This window comes from Nocardioides scoriae, from assembly GCF_900104965.1.
GTDB lineage: Bacteria > Actinomycetota > Actinomycetes > Propionibacteriales > Nocardioidaceae > Marmoricola > Marmoricola scoriae.
Window position 1 is genome coordinate 1723523 of sequence record NZ_LT629757.1, and the last position, 17673, is coordinate 1741195.

A 17673-nucleotide genomic window follows, 5' to 3' on the forward strand; every position below is an offset into this window, starting at 1 on the left:
GAGGGGCCGGCGGAGGTGTCTCAGAGCGACGCGAGCGAGGCGTTGAACGTCTCGGAGGGGCGCATCACGCGGGCCGCCTTCTCCGGGTCGGGGCGGAAGTAGCCGCCGATGTCGGCGGGAGAGCCCTGCACCGCGAGCAGCTCGCCGGTGATGGTCTCCTCCTCCGAGCGCAGCCGCTTGGCCAGCTCCGCGAAGTCGGCGGCCAGCGCCTCGTCCTCGGTCTGGACGCTGAGCTCCTCGGCCCAGAACAGCGCGACGTAGAAGTGGCTGCCGCGGTTGTCGATGGTGCCGAGCCGGCGCTGCGGGGAGCGGTTCTCCTCGAGCAGCCGCCCGGTCGCCCGGTCGAGGGTCTCCCCCAGCAGCCGGGCGCGCAGGTTGTCGCCGGTGGTGGCCAGGTGGCTGAAGCTCTCCGAGAGCGCCAGGAACTCGCCCAGGCTGTCCCAGCGCAGGTAGTTCTCCTTCACCAGCTGCTGCACGTGCTTGGGGGCCGAGCCGCCGGCGCCGGTCTCGAACAGGCCGCCGCCGTTGATGAGCGGGACCACCGAGAGCATCTTGGCCGAGGTGCCGAGCTCGAGGATCGGGAACAGGTCGGTCAGGTAGTCGCGGAGCACGTTGCCGGTGACCGAGATGGTGTTCTCGCCCCTGCGGATCCGGTCGACGGAGACCTGGATCGCCTCGACGGGCGACTGGATCGTGAGGTCGAGGCCGTCGGTGTCGTGCTCGGGGAGGTACTGCTCCACCTTCGCGATCAGGTTGCGGTCGTGGGCGCGGGTCTCGTCGAGCCAGAAGATCGCCGGGTCGCCGGTGGCGCGGGCGCGGGTGACGGCGAGCTTGACCCAGTCCTGGATCGGCACGTCCTTGGTCTGGCAGGCACGCCACACGTCGCCGGCCTGGACGTGGTGCTCGGTGAGGACCTGGTCGTCCTGGTCGACGAGGCGGACGGTGCCGGCCTCGGCGATCTCGAAGGTCTTGTCGTGGGAGCCGTACTCCTCGGCCGCGCGGGCCATCAGCCCGACGTTGGGCACCGAGCCCATGGTGGAGGGGTCGTAGGCGCCGTGGGCCCGGCAGTCGTCGATGACGACCTGGTAGATCCCGGCGTACGACGAGTCGGGGATCACCGCGAGCGTGTCGGCCTCCGCGCCGTCGGGGCCCCACATGTGGCCCGAGGTGCGGATCATGGCCGGCATGCTGGCGTCGACGATGACGTCGCTCGGCACGTGCAGGTTGGTGATCCCCTTGTCGGAGTCGACCATCGCGATCGCGGGCCCGTCGGCGAGGTCCTTCTCGACCGAGGCCTTGACCCGGGCGGCGACGTCGCCGCCGACCTTCTCGGCGCCCGAGACGATGCCGCCGAGGCCGTTCTTGGGGTCGAGGCCGTGCTCGAGCAGGGCCTCGGCGTTGTCGGCGAACAGGCTCGGGAAGAAGGCCTGGACCGCGTGGCCGAACAGGATGGGGTCGGAGACCTTCATCATCGTGGCCTTGAGGTGGATCGAGAACAGCACGTCGTCGGCCTTGGCGCGGGCGATCTGGGCCCGCAGGAAGTCCTGCAGCGCGCTGGTGCTCATGAAGGTCGCGTCCACGACCTCGCCGGCCTCGACCGGGATCGACTCCTTGAGGACCTGGGTGCCGGCGTCGGTGACCAGCTCGACCCGCAGCGTGCCCGCGTCGGCGATGACGACCGACTGCTCGTTGTGGCGGAAGTCGTCGGCGTCCATCGTGGCGACGTCGGTCTTCGAGGAGGGGGTCCACGCCCCCATCGAGTGGGGGTTCTTGCGGGCGTAGCTCTTGACCGACTCGGGCGCGCGGCGGTCGGAGTTGCCCTCGCGCAGCACCGGGTTGACCGCGCTGCCCTTGACCTTGTCGTAGCGGGCGCGGGCGTCGCGCTCGTCGTCGGTCTGCGGGTTGTCCGGGTAGTCCGGCAGTGCCACGCCCTGCTCCTGCAGCTCGGCGACCGCGGCCTTGAGCTGCGGGACCGAGGCGCTGATGTTGGGCAGCTTGATGATGTTGGCCTCGGGCGTCTTGGCCAGGGCGCCCAGCTCGGCGAGGGCGTCGTCGACGCGCTGGTCCTCGGGCAGGCGGTCGGCGAAGACGGCGATGATCCGGCCCGCCAGCGAGATGTCACGCGTCTCGACGTCCACACCGGCCTTCGCGGCGTACGCCTCGATGATCGGGAGGAAGGAGTACGTCGCCAGGGCGGGCGCCTCGTCGGTCTGGGTGTAGATGATCTTGGAGTCGGTCACCGGGCCAACTTATCGCGAGGCCGGTCCGGGCCGTCAGGGACCGCTCAGCCCTCGGAGGGCCCCAGCAGCCGCCGCTTCAGCTCGCCGGGCGGGCCCTTGCGCTTGACGTCGACGCTGCCCATCAGCGCGAACCCCTTGATCCGCACCACCGGGGAGTCGGGGCCGATCTCGGGCACCACCCGGGAGCGGCGCTCGTCGAAGCCGCCCATGATCGGGACGCCCTCGAGCACCACGGCGGTGCGGGCGTCCACGACGATCTCGACGCTGCCCATGACGGCGGTGGCGTAGATCGTGACCTCGGCGGCGAGGTCGGCCTCGCGCAGGTCGAGCACCACGCTGCCCATCACGGCCACCGCCGTGTGCTGGTCGCCGAGCGCCCACGGCCCGCTGCGGCGGGTCTCGCTCATCAGCGCGAACGAGCTCGGGTGCGCCGGCACCGGACCGCGGGCCGGCACCGAGCCGGCACGCCGCGGGGCGGGCTGGCGCGAGGGCGGGGTGTCGTCGCGGTGGCCCGGCAGGTCGACGGTGATCGGGACCAGGTCGCCGTAGGTCTTCGCGGCGTACGTCGCCTCCAGCCGGTGCTCGAGCTCCTCGAGGTCGAGCCGGCCCTCCCCCGCCGCGTCGCGCAGCAGGTCGGCCACCCGGTGGCGGTCGGCGTCCGAGATCCGCATCGCGCGCGGGTCGACGGGCTCCATGCACCAACCCTAGGTCACGAGGCGTCCCCCACGGTGGTGCCGCCGGCGGCGTCGACGGTGACGTCGAGCGGCCGCCCGCCGGCCCGCAACCCTCGCAGCGCGAACGGTCCCAGCGCGGTCCCGACCCGCTCGGGGACCGACCGGGTCCCGTCGGGGTCGACGTCGACCCCGGTCGCCGCCACCAGCGCCGCGACGGCCCCGGCGGCGGACCAGGCCTGCGGCCGGCACGCGGCGGGGTAGGCCGCGGGCGAGGTCACCGCGTCGGCCGCGTCGCCGGCGTACAGCTCGGGGAAGCGCTGGCCGAAGCCCTCGGCGGCCCGCACCAGGTCGGCCGCCAGCAGCGCGGCCGCGTCGTGGTGGCCCTCGGCCGCCAGGCCCCGCACGGCGATGGCCGTGTCGTGGGGCCACACGGACCCGCCGTGGTAGCTCAGGCGCGAGAACCGCGGCGAGCGCGGGGTCAGGGTGTGCACGCCGAAGCCCGAGCGCAGCTCGCCGACCAGGACCTCGGCCACGCGGCGCGAGCGCGCCCCGTCGAGGATCCCGGTGCCCAGCAGGTGGCCCAGGTTGGAGGTGACCGAGTCGACCCGGGCGCCGTCGCGGTCCAGCGCGATCGCGACGTGGCCGCCCTCGGGGGTCTCGACCCAGAAGTCGCGCGCGAAGCGGGCCCGCAGGTCGGAGGCCCACTCCAGCAGGCCCGGCACGGGCGGCTCGCCGTGCGCCGCGAGGAGGGCCGACCCGGCGACGGCCGCCTCGTGGGCGTAGGCCTGGACCTCGCACAGCGCGATCGGCGCCTCGGCCAGGCGGCCGTCGGCGTGCTGGACCGAGTCGAAGCTGTCCTTCCACCCCTGGTTGGACAGGCCGGTGCCCGAGGTGTCGACGTAGCGCAGCCACCCGGTCTCGCGGGACTGCTCGAGCACCCACTCCAGGCAGCGCCGGGCCGCCGGCAGCAGCGCCCGGACCTGCTCGGGGTCGGCGCCCCAGCGGGCCGCGTCGGCGAGCAGGCAGACGAACAGCGGCGTCGCGTCGACCGTGCCGTAGTAGAGGGGTGGCAGCTGGTGGTCCAGGTCCGGGTCGCGCACCTCGTGGAGGATCTTGCCGGGCTGCTCCTCGGTGGCCGGGTCGTCGCGCTCGCCCTGACGCGCGGCCAGCACCCGCAGCGTCGAGAGGGCCAGGTCGGTGTCGACCGGCAGCAGCAGCCGCGCCGCCCACAGCGAGTCGCGCCCGAAGAGCGTGAGGAACCACGGGCTGCCCGCCGCCAGGAACCGGTCGCCGGGCGAGCCGTCGGCGCCGTCGCGCAGCAGCAGGCCCTCGAGGTCGAGCAGGCTGCGGGTCAGCAGCCGCCCCAGCCGGGGGTCGGGCGCCTGGACCGCCACCCGCTCGGCCCACCCGACCGGCCCGCCGGGCCCGAAGCGAGGCGTGCCGACGCTGCGCAGCCGCACCCCGACCTCCACCGACGCGCCCGGGCCGAGCCGACGGCGCCAGCTCAGGCGGGCGGTGGCGTCGTCGAGGGCCACGTCGTCGACGTCGGCCAGGGCGAGCCGCAGCTCGCGGCCGCGGCCCTCCCAGACCAGCTCGCCGGCGGCGTCGTCGCGCACGGGCGCCCGTGCCGGCAGCGCCTCGCCCTGCTTGACGGCGTGCATCGGCGCCAGGTCGGACTCGACGTCGAGGTGGAGCACCACGTCGACGGCCTCGCGGGCGGAGCTGCTCACCCGCAGCCGCTCCTCGACGCCGTCCGGGGCCAGGGTGCGGACCCGCTCCAGGAGCACCGTCGGGTCGGGCTGGTGGTCCCCCAGGCCGCGGGCGACGTAGGCGAACTCGTGGCGCGAGGTGCCCGACGCGTCGGCGCGCACCAGCTCCAGCGGGGAGTGCTCGACCCCGACCTCGAGGCGGCGGACCAGGCGGACGTCGTCGACGTACCAGCCCGCCACCCCGCCCCCGCGCGGCCGCACCTGGCCGTCGGCGTCGCTCAGCACGAGGCCCGGCGCGGCGACGGCCGTGGCGAGGTCGTGGAGCAGCGGCTGCAGCTCCCGCGGAGCGGATCCGGGGGTTGACGCATCGAGGACTGGCTGCGTAACTTCGGTCACACCGCCGGATTTTAGCGCTAAAAACACCCCCGGCCGCAACCCCCACGTCCTGGTTCGACCCGTCCCGACCGATGCCGAGGAGACCCGCAGTGCGAGGCCCCAGCCGTCACGGCGCCGCGACGCTCGACGACGTCGCCCGGCGTGCCGAGGTGTCGGCGATGACGGTCTCCAACGCGCTCAACCACCCGGCGCGGCTCTCCCCCGAGACGCTGGCGCGGGTGCGGGACGCCATCGAGGAGCTCGGCTACCGGCCCAACCGCTCGGCGCGCACGCTGCGCAGCCAGACCTCGCGGCTGGTGGGCGTCCGCGTCGAGCGCTCCCGGCAGGACCGCGCGGCGCTGCTGCTCGACCAGTTCCTGCACGCGCTGGCCGAGTCGGCCTCCAGCCTGGGCTACCACCTGATCCTGTGCCACGCCGCCGGCGACAGCGCCGAGCTGGCCGCCTACCAGGAGCTGCGGCAGACCACGGCCGTCGACGCGTTCGTGCTGACCGGCGCGCACCGCGACGACGCCCGGATGGCGTGGCTGCGCGAGCAGGGCGTCACCTTCGCCTCCTTCGGCCGCTCGTGGGACGCCGACCCCGACGGCCCCGGGGCCTTCTCGTGGGTCGACGTCGACGGCGCCGCCGGCATCCGCGCCGCGGTCGAGCACCTCGCCACCCAGGGCCACACCGAGATCGGGTTCGTCGGCTGGCCCGAGGACTCCGAGCTCGGCCGCGACCGGCTCCGGGGGTGGCAGGAGGCCTGCACGGCCCTCGGGCTGCCCGCCCGCGTGCGGGCCCACGTCGTCGACGAGTTCGACGCCGGGCGCGACGTCGCCCACCGGCTGCTCGACGCCCCCCGCGGCGGACCGGTCCCGACCGCGCTGGTCTGCGTCTCGGACACGCTGGCCCTGGGCGTGCTCCGCACCCTGTCCGAGCGCGGGCTGCGGGCCGGCCCGGACGTCGCGGTCACCGGCTTCGACAACTCGCCCTCGGCCGCCCTCACCACCCCCGGCCTCACCAGCATCGACCAGCCGCTCGCCGACGTGGCGGCCGAGCTGGTGCGGATCCTCGACGCCGAGCTCAGCGGCGTGGCCGCGACGGCCGCCTCCCCCGCGCAGACCCTGCTCCCGCCCCGCCTGGTCGTCCGCGACTCCAGCCTGTCCCGGTGACCCCCTCACCCCCACCCAAGGAGATCCCCATGTCCGTCTCGACCTCCCGCCTGCGCCTCGGCCTCGTCGCCTGCGCCGGGCTGCTCACCCTCACCGCCTGCGGCGGCGGCTCCGGCTTCGAGGACAGCGGCTCCGGCAGCGGCTCCGGGGGCGGCGACGGCAAGCTGAGCATCCTCATCGGCTCGTCGGGCGACGCCGAGACCGCCGCGGTCAAGAAGGCCGTGGCCGACTGGTCGGAGCAGAGCGGCACCGACGCCGAGGTCACCGTGGCCTCCGACCTCAACCAGCAGCTGAGCCAGGGCTTCGCGTCGAACAACCCGCCCGACGTGTTCTACATGAGCACCGACCAGCTCGGCGGCTACGTCGACAACGGGTCGCTCTACGCCTACGGCGACGACCTCCCGAACGCCGACGAGTTCTACCCCAACCTGCGCCAGGCCTTCACGGTCGACGACCAGTTCTACTGCGCCCCCAAGGACTTCTCGACGCTGGCGCTGTGGATCAACGACGCGAAGTGGAAGCAGGCCGGGCTCACCGACGCCGACGTCCCCACCACCTGGGACGAGCTCGCGGCCGTGTCGAAGAAGCTGACCCGCGGCAAGCAGCCCGGCCTGAGCTTCAGCCCGGAGTACCAGCGGGTGGGCGCCTTCTTCCCGCAGGCCGGCGGCGCGATGACCAACGAGGACCAGACCGAGGCCACCGTCGACACCTCGCAGAACGACGAGGCCCTCACCTACGTCCAGCAGCTGCTGGACGACGGCTCCGCGCAGTACTCCTCCAAGCTCGGCGCGGGCTGGGGCGGCGAGGCCTTCGGCAAGGGCCTCTCGGCCATGACCATCGAGGGCAACTGGCTCATCGGCGCGATGCAGAACGACTACCCCGACGTCGACTACACGGTCGCCGAGCTGCCGGCCGGCCCCGCCGGCAAGGGCACCCTGGCCTTCACCAACTGCTGGGGCATCGCCGACTCGAGCAGCGAGAAGTCCGATGCCGTCTCCCTGGTGGAGAAGCTCACCTCCGCCGAGGACCAGGCCGGCTTCGCGAAGGCCTTCGGCGTGATCCCCTCGGTCGAGTCGGCCGCGCAGCAGTACAAGAGCGACTCCCCGGAGGTGGCGCCCTTCATCGACGGCGCCGACTACGCCCAGAACCCGCCGTCCACCGTGGGGGCGGCCGACGTGATCACCGACTTCAACTCCCAGCTGGAGACGCTCGACAGCACGGACCCGAAGCAGATCCTCGCCTCGGTCCAGCAGTCGCTCCAGGCCACGATCGGCCAGTAGGCGCATGCCTGGTGACCGAGCGCCCCGCAGCTCTGCGCTGCGGGGCCACCAGTCGCGCGACGGCTGGGTGCTGATGACCCCCGTCGTGGTGGTCCTGGGGCTCTTCCTCGTCGCCCCGGTCCTGATGGCGGCCTGGGTCTCCGTGTCGGACTGGCGCGGCAACGGCAGTCCCTTCGGCTCCGACGTCGGCTTCGTGGGCCTGGCCAACTACCGCGAGATCCTCGCGGGCGGCGGCCTGGCCGAGCGCGACTTCGGCACGTCCCTGCGCAACAACCTGTTCTACGTCGTGCTCGTGGTGCCGCTGCAGACCGCGCTGGCCCTGCTGCTGGCGGTCTTCGTCAGCCGCCGGGTGCTCCGCGGCCGCGGCTTCTTCCGCACCGCGTTCTACTTCCCCTCGGTGACCAGCTCGGTGGCCATCACGGTGCTGTGGCTGTTCCTGTTCAGCACCAGCGGCGTGGTCAACCAGGTGCTCGGCTGGTTCGGCCTCAACGGTCCGGCGTGGTTCCAGGACCCCCGCGGCGTGCTGCACCTGCTGCTCGGGACCGTCGGCGTCGACACCGCGCCCGGTGCCCTGGCCGACCACGGCCTGCTGGGGATCACCTGGTGGGACTGGCTGGCCGGCCCCTCGGTGGCGATGAGCGCCTTCGTGCTGATGGCGGTGTTCACCACCTCGGGCACGTTCATGCTGCTGTTCATCGCGGCGCTGAACAACATCGGCGAGGAGATCGAGGAGGCCGGTCTCATCGACGGCGCCAACGGCTGGCAGCGCTTCCGCCACATCACGCTGCCGATGCTGCGTCCCACGCTGTTCACCGTGCTCACGCTCGGGCTGATCGGCACCTGGCAGGTGTTCGACCAGATCTACACCGGCACCCAGGGCGGGCCGGCGAAGACGACCCTCACCCCGGCGTACCTCTCCTTCCAGTCGGCGTTCGTCAACCAGCAGTGGGGCCAGGGCGCGGCGATCGCCTTCATCCTGTTCGCCATCATCGTGGTGCTCACGCTCGTGCAGCGGTGGGCGCTCTCGGAGGAGCGCGGCTCGAAGGCCGCGCGCGCCCGGGCGGACGAGATCCGGGCCTCGGTCACCGCCCGCCAGGACAGCACCTCAGGAGGCTCCGCATGAGCACCGCCACCCCCACCTCCCGGCGGTCCCGCGTCTCGGCGGCGACGGTCGCGACGTACGCCGTGCTGGTGGTGCTCGCGGTCGTCTACGTGATGCCGTTCCTCATCCAGGTCGCGACGTCGTTCAAGACCGAGGACGACGCGGCGGCCAACCCGCTCTCGCTGGTGCCCGCGACGGTGACCACCGAGGCCTACCGGACGCTGTTCCTCAACTCCGACCTGCCGCTGTGGTTCGCCAACTCGGTCGTCGTCACGCTGTGCGTCACGCTCGGGCGGGTGCTGTTCTGCTCGATGGCGGGCTACGCGCTGGCGCGGGTGCCCTTCCGGGGGCGGGCGCTGTCGTTCGCGGTGCTGGTGGCCGTGATGGCCGTGCCCAACGTGGTGCTGCTGATCCCGAAGTTCCTCGTCATCAACCAGCTCGCGATCTACGACTCGTACGCCGGCCTCATCATCCCGCTGCTGGCCGACGCGTCCGCCGTGTTCATCATGAAGGGCTTCTTCGAGTCGATCCCCGCCAGCGTCGAGGAGGCGGCCCGCGTCGACGGGGCCGGCACCTTCCGGATCTTCTGGTCGGTCGTGCTCCCGATGGCACGGCCCGCGCTGATGACGATCGTGATCCTGTCGTTCCAGGCGTCGTGGAACGAGCTCAACCACTTCATCGTGGCCAGCCAGGACCCCTCGCTCTACACCCTCACCAAGGGCGTCGCGCAGCTCGCGTCCGGAGCGCTCAGCCAGGGCACGCAGTACCCCGTCAAGCTCGCGGCCGCCGCGCTCATGACGGTGCCCGTCGCGGTCGTGTTCTTCGTGTTCCAGAAGCGGATCGTCAACACCACCACCGGGGCGGTCAAGGAGTAGCCGAGCCCGTCCCGGGGCGTCTCACCCGACTGCCCCGGGGCGGGTCCGCGCTGCTAGCGTCGGTCGGGTCTGCCATGTCGTCGTACGCAAGGAGTCCCTCGTGAGCACCACCCCGCTCAAGGTCGCCGTCACCGGTGCCGCCGGCCAGATCGGCTACAGCCTGCTCTTCCGACTCGCGAGCGGCGCGCTCGGCGACCGCCCGATCGAGCTGCGGCTGCTCGAGATCGAGCCCGCCCTGAAGACCCTCGAGGGCGTCGTCATGGAGCTCGACGACTGCGCGTTCCCCAACCTGGCCGGCATCGAGATCGGCCACGAGGCCGAGAAGGTCTTCGACGGCGTCAACCTCGCCCTGCTCGTCGGCGCCCGCCCCCGCGGCCCCGGCATGGAGCGCGGCGACCTGCTCGAGGCCAACGGCGCGATCTTCACCGCCCAGGGCAAGGCCCTCAACGCCGTCGCCGCCGACGACGTCCGCATCGGCGTGACCGGCAACCCGGCCAACACCAACGCGCTGATCGCCATGACCAACGCCCCCGACGTCCCGCAGTCCCGGTTCTCGGCGCTGACCCGCCTCGACCACAACCGCGCCATCTCCCAGCTGGCGGCCAAGACCGGCGCGCCCGTCACCGACATCACCCACATGACGATCTGGGGCAACCACTCGGCCACCCAGTACCCCGACCTGTTCCACGCCCAGGTCGCCGGCCGCAACGCCGCCGAGACCGTCGGCGACCAGGACTGGCTGGAGAACACCTTCATCCCGACCGTCGCCAAGCGCGGCGCCGCGATCATCGACGCCCGCGGTTCCTCCTCGGCCGCCTCGGCCGCCTCCGCCACCATCGACGCCGCCCGCGACTGGCTGCACGGCTCGGCCGACGACGACTGGGTCTCGATGGCGGTCGTCTCCGACGGCTCCTACGGCGTCCCCGAGGGCCTCATCTCCTCCTTCCCCGTCACCACCCGTGACGGCGACTGGGAGATCGTCCAGGGCCTGGAGATCGACGACTTCTCCCGCGCCCGCATCGACGCCTCGGTCGCGGAGCTCGCCGAGGAGCGCGACGCCGTCGCGAAGCTCGGCCTCATCTGAGGCTCACCGACACCACCGGTTTCCCAGGGGCCCCTGGGAACCTGTCACTCCCCGGGCGCAATTCCGCCCGGGGAGTAACGGTTTCCCAGGGGCCCTTGGGAAACCGCCGACGCCGCAGGAGGCCCCGATGACCGACCCCGTACGCCGCCGCACGCCGGTCGTCCTCGACGTCGACACGGGCGTGGACGACGCGTGCGCGCTGCTGCTGGCCTCGCTCCACCCGGACCTCGAGCTGCGGGCCGTCACGTGCGTGGGCGGCAACGCCCCGCTCGCCGACGTGGTGCGCAACACCCTGACCGTGCTCGACGTGTGCGGGCGCGAGGACGTGCCGGTGGCCGCGGGGGCGGCGCGGCCGCTGCTCGAGACGCCGGTCGACGCCCGCCACGTGCACGGCGACGACGGCATGGGCGACCTCGACCGGCCCACCTCCACCCGCTCCCCCGACCCCCGGCACGCCGTCGAGCTGCTGCGCGACGTGCTGCTCGAGGCGGCGGAGGCGGGCGAGCCCGTCACGCTGGTGCCGCTGGCCCCGCTGACCAACATCGCGCTGCTGCTGCGCACGCACCCGCAGGTGGCGCGCGGCCTGGAGCGGATCGTGTTCATGGGCGGCGCGGCCGAGGTCGGCAACGCCACCGCGTCGGCGGAGTTCAACGTCTTCCACGACCCGGAGGCCGCGGCCGTCGTCCTGGACGCCGCGACCGAGCTCGGCATCGAGCTGGTGATGTACGGCCTCGACGTGTTCTACGGGCCGCAGGTCACCCGCGAGCAGGCCGCCGAGCTGCTCGCCCAGGACGGCCCCGCGCGGCTGGCCGGCGAGCTGATCACCTTCCAGTGCGACCGCTTCGGCACCGGCTCGGCCACCATCGGCGACGCCGGCGCCGTGTGCGCGGTCATCGACCCCGGGGCGCTGGCTGTGCGGCCGCTGCCGATGCGCGTGGAGCTGGCCGGAACCTGGTCGCGCGGGCGCACCATCGTCGACCGGCGCGACTGGGCGGGCAACCTGGCCCACGACCCGCACGGCGAGGCGCCGGCGCGGGTCGGGGTGGCGCTGGCCGTCGACGGTGCGCGCTACACCCGGCTGTGGTTGGAGACGCTTCAGCCCGGCTGGTCGGGGATGACGCTGGAGAGCACGACCAGCGCGACGCCCACGCCGGCGAGCATCCCGACGTCGATCCAGCGGTAGCGGCGCACCCGCAGCATCCCCGCCTCGTGCTCGCTCAGCACCGCCCGCATGGCGGCGGCGGCGAGCAGCGCGAAGCCGATCAGGCTGACGCCCCGGCGCCAGGGCCCGAAGGCCACCAGCAGCATGCCGACGGCGGAGACGCCGACGACGACGAGGTAGACCAGCCCGCCCAGGGTGGAGGGCACCCGACGGGGCTCGCGCTCCACGCTCACGCCCCGCCCACGGTCGCCGTCACGAGGAGAGCCGGCCCTCCGCGTTGGCGACCACGTTGGACAGCAGCATCGCCCGGGTCATCGGACCCACGCCGCCGGGGTTGGGCGAGACGAAGCCCGCGACCTCCCAGACGTCGTCGGCCACGTCGCCCGCGATCTTGCCGTCCACCCGCGAGACCCCCACGTCGAGGACGGCCGCGCCGGGCTTGACCATGTCGGCGGTGATGATGCCGGGCACGCCCGCCGCGGCGACGACCACGTCGGCCGTGCGGGTGTGGGCCGCGAGGTCGCGGGTGCCGGTGTGGCACAGCGTCACGGTGGCGTTCTCGGAGCGGCGCGTCAGCAGCAGGCCGAGCGGGCGGCCCACGGTGACGCCGCGACCGACCACGACGACCTCGGCACCAGCGAGCTCGACGCCGTGGCGGCGCAGCAGCTCCACGATGCCGAACGGCGTGCACGGCAGCGGCGCCTCCTTGCCCAGCACCAGCCAGCCGAGGTTGGTCGGGTGCAGGCCGTCGGCGTCCTTGGCCGGGTCGATCTCGCCGAGCACGAGGTTCTCGTCGATGCCACGGGGCAGCGGCAGCTGGACGATGTACGCCGTGCAGGCCGGGTCGTCGTTGAGCCGGCGGACGGCGGCCAGCACCTCGTCCTGGGTCGCCGTGGCCGGGAGGTCCTCGCGGATGGAGGCGATGCCGACCTCGGCGCAGTCCTTGTGCTTGCCGTTGACGTACCACGTCGACCCCGGGTCGTCGCCGACCAGCACGGTGCCGAGCCCGGGGGTGACCCCGCGCTCGCGCAGGGCCGTGACCCGCTCGGCCAGCTCGGCCTTGATCGCCTTGGCCGTCGCCGACCCGTCCAGCTTGGTTGCGCTCACGTGCGGCATCCTCTCAGTGGGCGAAGTGGCGGGTGCCGGTGAAGTACATCGTCACGCCGGCAGCCTCGGCCGCCTTGATCGTCAGCTCGTCGCGGACCGAGCCGCCGGGCTGCACGATCGCGGCCACCCCGGCGTCGAGCAGGATCTGCGGGCCGTCCTCGAAGGGGAAGAACGCGTCGGAGGCGGCGACCGAGCCCCGGGCCCGCTCCCCCGCCCGGTCGACGGCCAGCCGGCACGAGTCGACGCGGTTGACCTGGCCCATGCCGATGCCGACCGAGGCGCCGTCCTTGGCCAGCAGGATGGCGTTGGACTTGGCCGCGCGGCAGGCCTTCCACGCGAAGGCGAGGTCGGCGAGCACCTCGGGCGAGGCGGCCTCGCCGGTCGCGAGGGTCCACGAGTCCGGGTCGTCGCCGTCCGCGTCGACGCCGTCGCGCTCCTGCACCAGCAGGCCCCCGGAGATCGGGCGCATCTCGACGCCGCCGCGCTCCAGCGGCTCGGCGACGAGCAGGCGGACGTTCTTCTTGCCCTGGAGGACCTCGACCGCGCCCTCGTCGTACGCCGGGGCCACGACGACCTCGGTGAAGACCTCGGCCACCTGGCGGGCCATCTCGACCGAGACCGGCCGGTTGGTGGCGATGACGCCGCCGAAGGCCGAGACCGGGTCGCACTCGTGGGCCCGGCGGTGGGCCTCGGCGACGTCGGCTCCCACGGCGATGCCGCACGGGTTGGCGTGCTTGATGATCGCCACGGCCGGCTCGTCGAAGTCGTGGGCCGCGCGGCGGGCCGCGTCGGCGTCGACGTAGTTGTTGTAGGACATCTCCTTGCCGTGCAGCTGCTCGGCCTGTGCCAGCCCCGGCGTCAGGTCGTTGCGGTAGAGCGCGGCCGACTGGTGGGGGTTCTCGCCGTAGCGCAGCACCGCGTCGCGCTCCCAGGTGCCTCCGACCCAGGCCGGGAAGCCGGCGCCGTCGGAGGTGTCGGTCAGCACGCTGCCCATCCAGCTCGCGACGGCCACGTCGTACGACGCGGTGTGCACGAACGCCTCGGCGGCCAGCCGCTTGCGCTGTTCGTAGGTGAACCCGCCCTCGCCCAGCGCGGCCAGCACGTCGGCGTAGCGCTCGGGCGAGGTCACGATCGCCACCGAGGGGTGGTTCTTCGCGGCGGCGCGCACCATCGAGGGGCCGCCGATGTCGATCTGCTCCACGCACTCGTCCTGCGAGGCCCCGGAGGCGACCGTGTCGGTGAAGGGGTAGAGGTTGGAGACCACGAGGTCGAACGGCTCGACGCCGAGGTCCTCGAGCTGCGCGACGTGGCTCGGCAGCCGGCGGTCGGCCAGGATGCCGGCGTGCACCTTGGGGTGCAGCGTCTTGACGCGGCCGTCGAGGCACTCGGGGAAGCCCGTCAGGTCCTCCACCCGGGTCACCGGGAGGCCCAGCTCGCCGATCAGCCGCGCCGACCCGCCCGTGGAGACCAGCTCGACGCCGGCGTCGTGCAGGCCGCGGACCAGCTCCTCCAGCCCGGACTTGTCGTAGACGGAGACGAGCGCCCGTCGGAGGGCGATCCGGTCCTGCTGCGTGCTCTCGGTCATGCGCCGATCCGCACCTTCCTGTCGGTGATGGTGAAGCCCTGGCGGGCCAGGCGGCCCACGCTGTCGACGAGCATCCGGCGCTCGGCGACCTTGATCCGCTCGTGGAGCGAGGCGACGTCGTCGTCGTCCTCCACGGGCACCACCGTCTGGGCGACGATGGGCCCGGTGTCGACCCCGGCGTCGACGACGAACAACGTCGCGCCGGTGACCTTGACGCCGTAGGCCAGCGCGTCGGCGGGGCCGGTCGTGCCGGGGAACGACGGGCACAGCGCCGGGTGGGTGTTGACCACCCGGCCGGCGAAGCGCTCGAGGAAGGCCGGGCCGACGAGCTTCATGAAGCCGGCGAGCACCACGAGGTCCGGCTGGTGCTCGGCCACGAGGTCGGCCAGCGAGGCGTCCCAGTCGGCGCGCGAGGGCCGGTCGGCGAGGCGGTGCACGAAGGTCGCGACGCCGGCGCGCTCGGCGCGGGCCAGGCCCTCGGTGCCGTCGCGGTCGGCGCCGACGGCGACCACGGTGGCGCCGTACGCCGGGTCGGCGGTCGCGTCGAGCAGGGCCTGGAGGTTGGTGCCGCCGCCGGAGACGAGCACGACGAGACGACGGGCAGCAGGCACCGGGACAGGTTAACGGCGGCGCTGCCACCAGGCGACGCCGAGCCCGGCCACGAGACCGGCGAGCGCCATCGAGGCCACGGCGGCGGCACCCACGGCCATCACCGAGGCACCGACGTCGGCCATCCGGCCGGTGCCGAGGGGGCCGCCCGCCAGGCCCACGAGCGCGGTGAGCAGCAGCGCGCCGAGCAGGCCGCTGCCGAAGCCGCGCAGGGCGGCGGAGTCCCAGGCGCTGACGGCGTACGCCCGCTGCGCGCGGCCCGCGCCCCACGCGGCGGCCAGCACGGGCACGGCCAGGAGGGCCATCGTCCAGGCGGGCGTCGGGCCGGCGGCGGGCAGCCCGGCGAGCAGCGGGAACGCCGGCACCGGACCGAGGGTCACCACGCCCGGGGAGACGATGGTGCCGGTGCCGACCGCGAAGCCGGGACCGACCAGGTAGGCGGCGGCCAGCAGCACCGCGTTGGGGAGCAGCAGCAGCGTGGCCACGCCGTACGCCAGGTAGTCGCCGGTGCCCAGCCGCAGCCCCGAGAGCACCGCGACCGCCTCGTTGAGGCCCAGCACGACCATCACCAGCGTGAGTGCGGCCGCGGCGGCCAGGACGCCCGCGCAGCTCGCCGCCGCGCCGTGGGCGACCGCGCGCACCCAGCCGGGGACGCGGTCCAGCCACGCCTGCAGCCGGCCGCTGCCCCGGGCCAGGCCGAGGGTGCCGGCGAGCCCGGAGAGCACGAGCGAGCCGAGGATGGCGCGCCCCAGGCCAGGGGTGACGGCCTCGTTGCCGGCCAGCACGCAGACCACCACGGTGGCGACCAGGTAGAGCCCGGTCAGCACGGTCGCCGCCTGCAGCACCGTGCGGTCGTCGCGGGTGGGGCGGGCCGTGGTGGCGGCGCGGCGCGCCAGCCGGTGCAGCAGCCACGCCAGCGCGACGGGGAGCGCGAGCGGCACGATCCCGAAGGGGGCACCGCCGATGGACAGGCGGGCGCCGTGGCCCAGCAGCCAGACGTCGGCGCCGACCCGCAGGGCGTCGGTGGTGGAGCCGTGGGCGCCGGCGTCCGCGGCGAACCAGCCCACCAGCGCGACCACCATGCACGCACCCAGCCCGGCGCCGACGGCACCGAGCGCGGCCAGCGCGGCCGCACCGCTGAGGGTGCGCTCCTCGCCGGTGCCGCGCAGGCCCGTCCACGCCGCGGTCGCCAGCGTGCGCAGCCGCCCGTGGCGGGACCGGCCCCCGCGGTCGGCGGGGTCCACGTGGGGCGGGCGGCTCAGCAGGTCGGTCATCGCCACCATCCTGAACCCAGGAGGCCGGGCACCCGGGGCCGCCACGCGGGTAACCTCGGGCCTCGTGCCCCCCGCCCCCGTCGACGACCCCGCCCCCGCCCGCCGGCGCCGGGGCGTCCTGCGGTGGACCGTGGCCGGCGTGGTGGTGCTGGCCGTGGCGCTGGTCGCCGGCCTGCTGGTGCTGCGTCCCGGTGGTCTCGGCGGCCTGGGCGGCACCGGCGAGGAGACCGACGCCGCCGACCCCGGCGAGCCCGCGCGGCCGGTCACGCAGGCGATGCTGCTGGGCGTCAGCGACGTCACCCGCCTGGCCCCCCGGGTGCGCTGGAGGGAGACCTCCACGACCGACAACACCGGCGGCGACGGCATCAACACGGTGTGCCAGACCAGCCGGTTCGCCGACCCCGACGGCGAGGGCACCCTGGTGCGGGCCTTCGCGGCCGACCGCGCCCCCGGCGAGCCGACCCGCCAGACCCTGCTGCAGACGGTGGAGATCTCGCAGGACGCCCGCGCGGCGGCCGCGGCGTACGACACGACGCTGGAGTGGTTCGCCGGGTGCCAGGAGGCGCGGCTCCAGCTCCTGGGCTCCTACCGGGTCAGCGGGCTGGGCCAGCGGGCGCAGCTGCTGCGGCTGCGGGTGCCGACGCCCGACGACACCCGGCGCACCTACGTCGTGGGGCTGGCGCGCAGCGGGTCGCTGACGGTCTCGACCGTGGCGGAGACCACCGACGGCCCGCCCGTGGGCGTCCCCGAGGCCGTCGCGACGCTCACCACGGCGGTGCGCAACCTGTGCCGCGCCGACGCCTCGGGCCCCTGTCCCACCGAGGTGCGCACCGCCCCGGTGCTGCCGCCGCCCTCCGGCGAGACGCCCGGCACCCTGGCCGCCGCCGACCTGCCCGCCGTCGGGCGCGTCGACAAGCCGTGGGTCGGCACCCGCCCCGTGCCCGCGCGGCCCAACAACGCCGCCACCACCTGCGACGAGAGCAACTTCGTGGCGGCCGGCGCCGGATCGGCCCGGAGCCGGACCTACCTGATCCCGCAGGCCGACCTCCCGCGACGGTTCGGGGTGACCCAGACCTGGGGGCGCTTCCCCAGCGAGAAGGCGGCCCGGGCGTTCGTCGCCCGGATCACCCGCCAGATGGCCGGCTGCGAGGACGACGACCTCTCGGCCCAGGTCAGCCAGGCCGTGGGCCGGCCCGACGGCTTCCGCGGCTCGTCGTACGCCCTGTGGCGGCTGGACAGCGAGATCCGCAAGGGCGTGGAGGTCGGCTACTGGATGGGCGTGGCCCGCGTGGGCCGCTACGTCACCCAGGTGCTGCTCACCCCGGTCGCCGGGGCCGACGTCGACGCCGACGTCTTCGAGGGCCTGGTCGCCCGCGCCCGCGACCGGCTCTTCGAGCTCCAGGGCTGAGTCCCGCGCCGCCCGGG

At 74.1% G+C, this 17673-nt stretch carries 15 protein-coding genes; 7 read left to right on the forward strand and 8 right to left on the reverse strand.

All coding sequences use genetic code 11. The annotated features are described in order from the left end of the window. Window positions 1-20: 20 nt before the first annotated feature. From BLU55_RS08250 to BLU55_RS08260, 3 genes are read right to left on the reverse strand one after another with little or no spacing between them, the layout of a single operon-like run. Window positions 21-2240, reverse strand: coding sequence for an NADP-dependent isocitrate dehydrogenase (locus BLU55_RS08250; RefSeq protein WP_091728302.1), 2220 nt, complete (start codon window positions 2238-2240; stop codon window positions 21-23). A 44-nt stretch (window positions 2241-2284) separates the two neighbouring features. After that, window positions 2285-2935 (reverse strand): DUF1707 SHOCT-like domain-containing protein, encoded by a 651-nt coding sequence (locus tag BLU55_RS08255; RefSeq protein ID WP_091728306.1) that lies wholly within the window; start codon window positions 2933-2935, stop codon window positions 2285-2287. A 14-nt stretch (window positions 2936-2949) separates the two neighbouring features. Further along, window positions 2950-5019 (reverse strand): glycogen debranching N-terminal domain-containing protein, encoded by a 2070-nt coding sequence (locus tag BLU55_RS08260; RefSeq protein WP_157682790.1) that lies wholly within the window; start codon window positions 5017-5019, stop codon window positions 2950-2952. 89 nt (window positions 5020-5108) lie between these two features. On the opposite strand from BLU55_RS08260, the gene BLU55_RS08265 reads away from it, so the two are divergent. The 6 genes from BLU55_RS08265 to BLU55_RS08290 all read left to right on the forward strand — a co-directional run bounded on the left by BLU55_RS08265 (window position 5109) and on the right by BLU55_RS08290 (window position 11694). Next, on the forward strand, window positions 5109-6170 hold the full coding sequence (locus tag BLU55_RS08265) for a LacI family DNA-binding transcriptional regulator (protein ID WP_197681130.1): 1062 nt from the start codon (window positions 5109-5111) through the stop codon (window positions 6168-6170). Window positions 6171-6199: 29 nt separating this feature from the next. Further along, entirely contained in the window at window positions 6200-7450 is a 1251-nt protein-coding gene (locus BLU55_RS08270) for a sugar ABC transporter substrate-binding protein (protein ID WP_091728314.1), read from the forward strand. A 4-nt stretch (window positions 7451-7454) separates the two neighbouring features. Next, on the forward strand, window positions 7455-8573 hold the full coding sequence (locus BLU55_RS08275) for a carbohydrate ABC transporter permease (protein ID WP_091728317.1): 1119 nt from the start codon (window positions 7455-7457) through the stop codon (window positions 8571-8573). After that, window positions 8570-9427, forward strand: a complete 858-nt coding sequence (locus BLU55_RS08280; protein WP_091728319.1) for a carbohydrate ABC transporter permease — start codon at window positions 8570-8572, stop codon at window positions 9425-9427. Before BLU55_RS08275 ends, BLU55_RS08280 begins: the two co-directional genes overlap by 4 nt. 100 nt (window positions 9428-9527) lie before the next feature. Next, window positions 9528-10511 (forward strand): malate dehydrogenase, encoded by a 984-nt coding sequence (locus BLU55_RS08285; protein ID WP_091728320.1) that lies wholly within the window; start codon window positions 9528-9530, stop codon window positions 10509-10511. A 127-nt stretch (window positions 10512-10638) separates the two neighbouring features. Beyond that, window positions 10639-11694, forward strand: a complete 1056-nt coding sequence (locus BLU55_RS08290; RefSeq protein ID WP_091728322.1) for a nucleoside hydrolase — start codon at window positions 10639-10641, stop codon at window positions 11692-11694. Here the strand turns inward: BLU55_RS08290 and BLU55_RS08295 are convergent. Genes BLU55_RS08295 through BLU55_RS08315 form a run of 5 tightly spaced genes read right to left on the reverse strand, consistent with a single transcriptional unit; the run spans window position 11607 to window position 16248 of the window. Next, complete coding sequence (locus BLU55_RS08295) at window positions 11607-11906, reverse strand: DUF3017 domain-containing protein (protein ID WP_157682791.1); 300 nt, start codon at window positions 11904-11906, stop codon at window positions 11607-11609. The genes BLU55_RS08290 and BLU55_RS08295 overlap by 88 nt on opposite strands. Window positions 11907-11925: 19 nt before the next feature. Next, the gene (locus BLU55_RS08300) at window positions 11926-12780 is read right to left on the reverse strand and encodes a bifunctional methylenetetrahydrofolate dehydrogenase/methenyltetrahydrofolate cyclohydrolase (RefSeq protein ID WP_091728325.1); all 855 of its coding nucleotides are present in this window, start codon (window positions 12778-12780) and stop codon (window positions 11926-11928) included. Window positions 12781-12793: 13 nt separating this feature from the next. Next, window positions 12794-14365 (reverse strand): bifunctional phosphoribosylaminoimidazolecarboxamide formyltransferase/IMP cyclohydrolase, encoded by a 1572-nt coding sequence (purH, locus tag BLU55_RS08305; protein ID WP_091728327.1) that lies wholly within the window; start codon window positions 14363-14365, stop codon window positions 12794-12796. Further along, on the reverse strand, window positions 14362-14976 hold the full coding sequence (purN, locus tag BLU55_RS08310; RefSeq protein ID WP_091728329.1) for a phosphoribosylglycinamide formyltransferase: 615 nt from the start codon (window positions 14974-14976) through the stop codon (window positions 14362-14364). The genes purH and purN overlap by 4 nt, the downstream gene beginning before the upstream one ends. 9 nt (window positions 14977-14985) lie before the next feature. Next, the gene (locus tag BLU55_RS08315) at window positions 14986-16248 is read right to left on the reverse strand and encodes a cell division protein PerM (RefSeq protein ID WP_091728330.1); all 1263 of its coding nucleotides are present in this window, start codon (window positions 16246-16248) and stop codon (window positions 14986-14988) included. A gap of 64 nt (window positions 16249-16312) precedes the next feature. Here BLU55_RS08315 and BLU55_RS08320 point away from each other — a divergent pair, with 64 nt between their 5' ends. Beyond that, window positions 16313-17656: a hypothetical protein gene (locus BLU55_RS08320; RefSeq protein ID WP_091728333.1), complete on the forward strand. Its 1344-nt coding sequence runs from the start codon at window positions 16313-16315 to the stop codon at window positions 17654-17656. Window positions 17657-17673 lie beyond the last annotated feature (17 nt).

What these genes read in the sequence shown, in the direction of transcription:
- BLU55_RS08290 (WP_091728322.1), top strand. Translation starts at nt 10,639, where the DNA reads ATGACCGACCCCGTACGCCGCCGCACGCCGGTCGTCCTCGACGTCGAC.
- BLU55_RS08270 (WP_091728314.1), top strand. Translation starts at nt 6,200, where the DNA reads ATGTCCGTCTCGACCTCCCGCCTGCGCCTCGGCCTCGTCGCCTGCGCC.
- BLU55_RS08280 (WP_091728319.1), top strand. Translation starts at nt 8,570, where the DNA reads ATGAGCACCGCCACCCCCACCTCCCGGCGGTCCCGCGTCTCGGCGGCG.
- BLU55_RS08275 (WP_091728317.1), top strand. Translation starts at nt 7,455, where the DNA reads ATGCCTGGTGACCGAGCGCCCCGCAGCTCTGCGCTGCGGGGCCACCAG.
- BLU55_RS08315 (WP_091728330.1), bottom strand. Translation starts at nt 16,248, where the DNA reads ATGACCGACCTGCTGAGCCGCCCGCCCCACGTGGACCCCGCCGACCGC.
- purH (WP_091728327.1), bottom strand. Translation starts at nt 14,365, where the DNA reads ATGACCGAGAGCACGCAGCAGGACCGGATCGCCCTCCGACGGGCGCTC.
- BLU55_RS08255 (WP_091728306.1), bottom strand. Translation starts at nt 2,935, where the DNA reads ATGGAGCCCGTCGACCCGCGCGCGATGCGGATCTCGGACGCCGACCGC.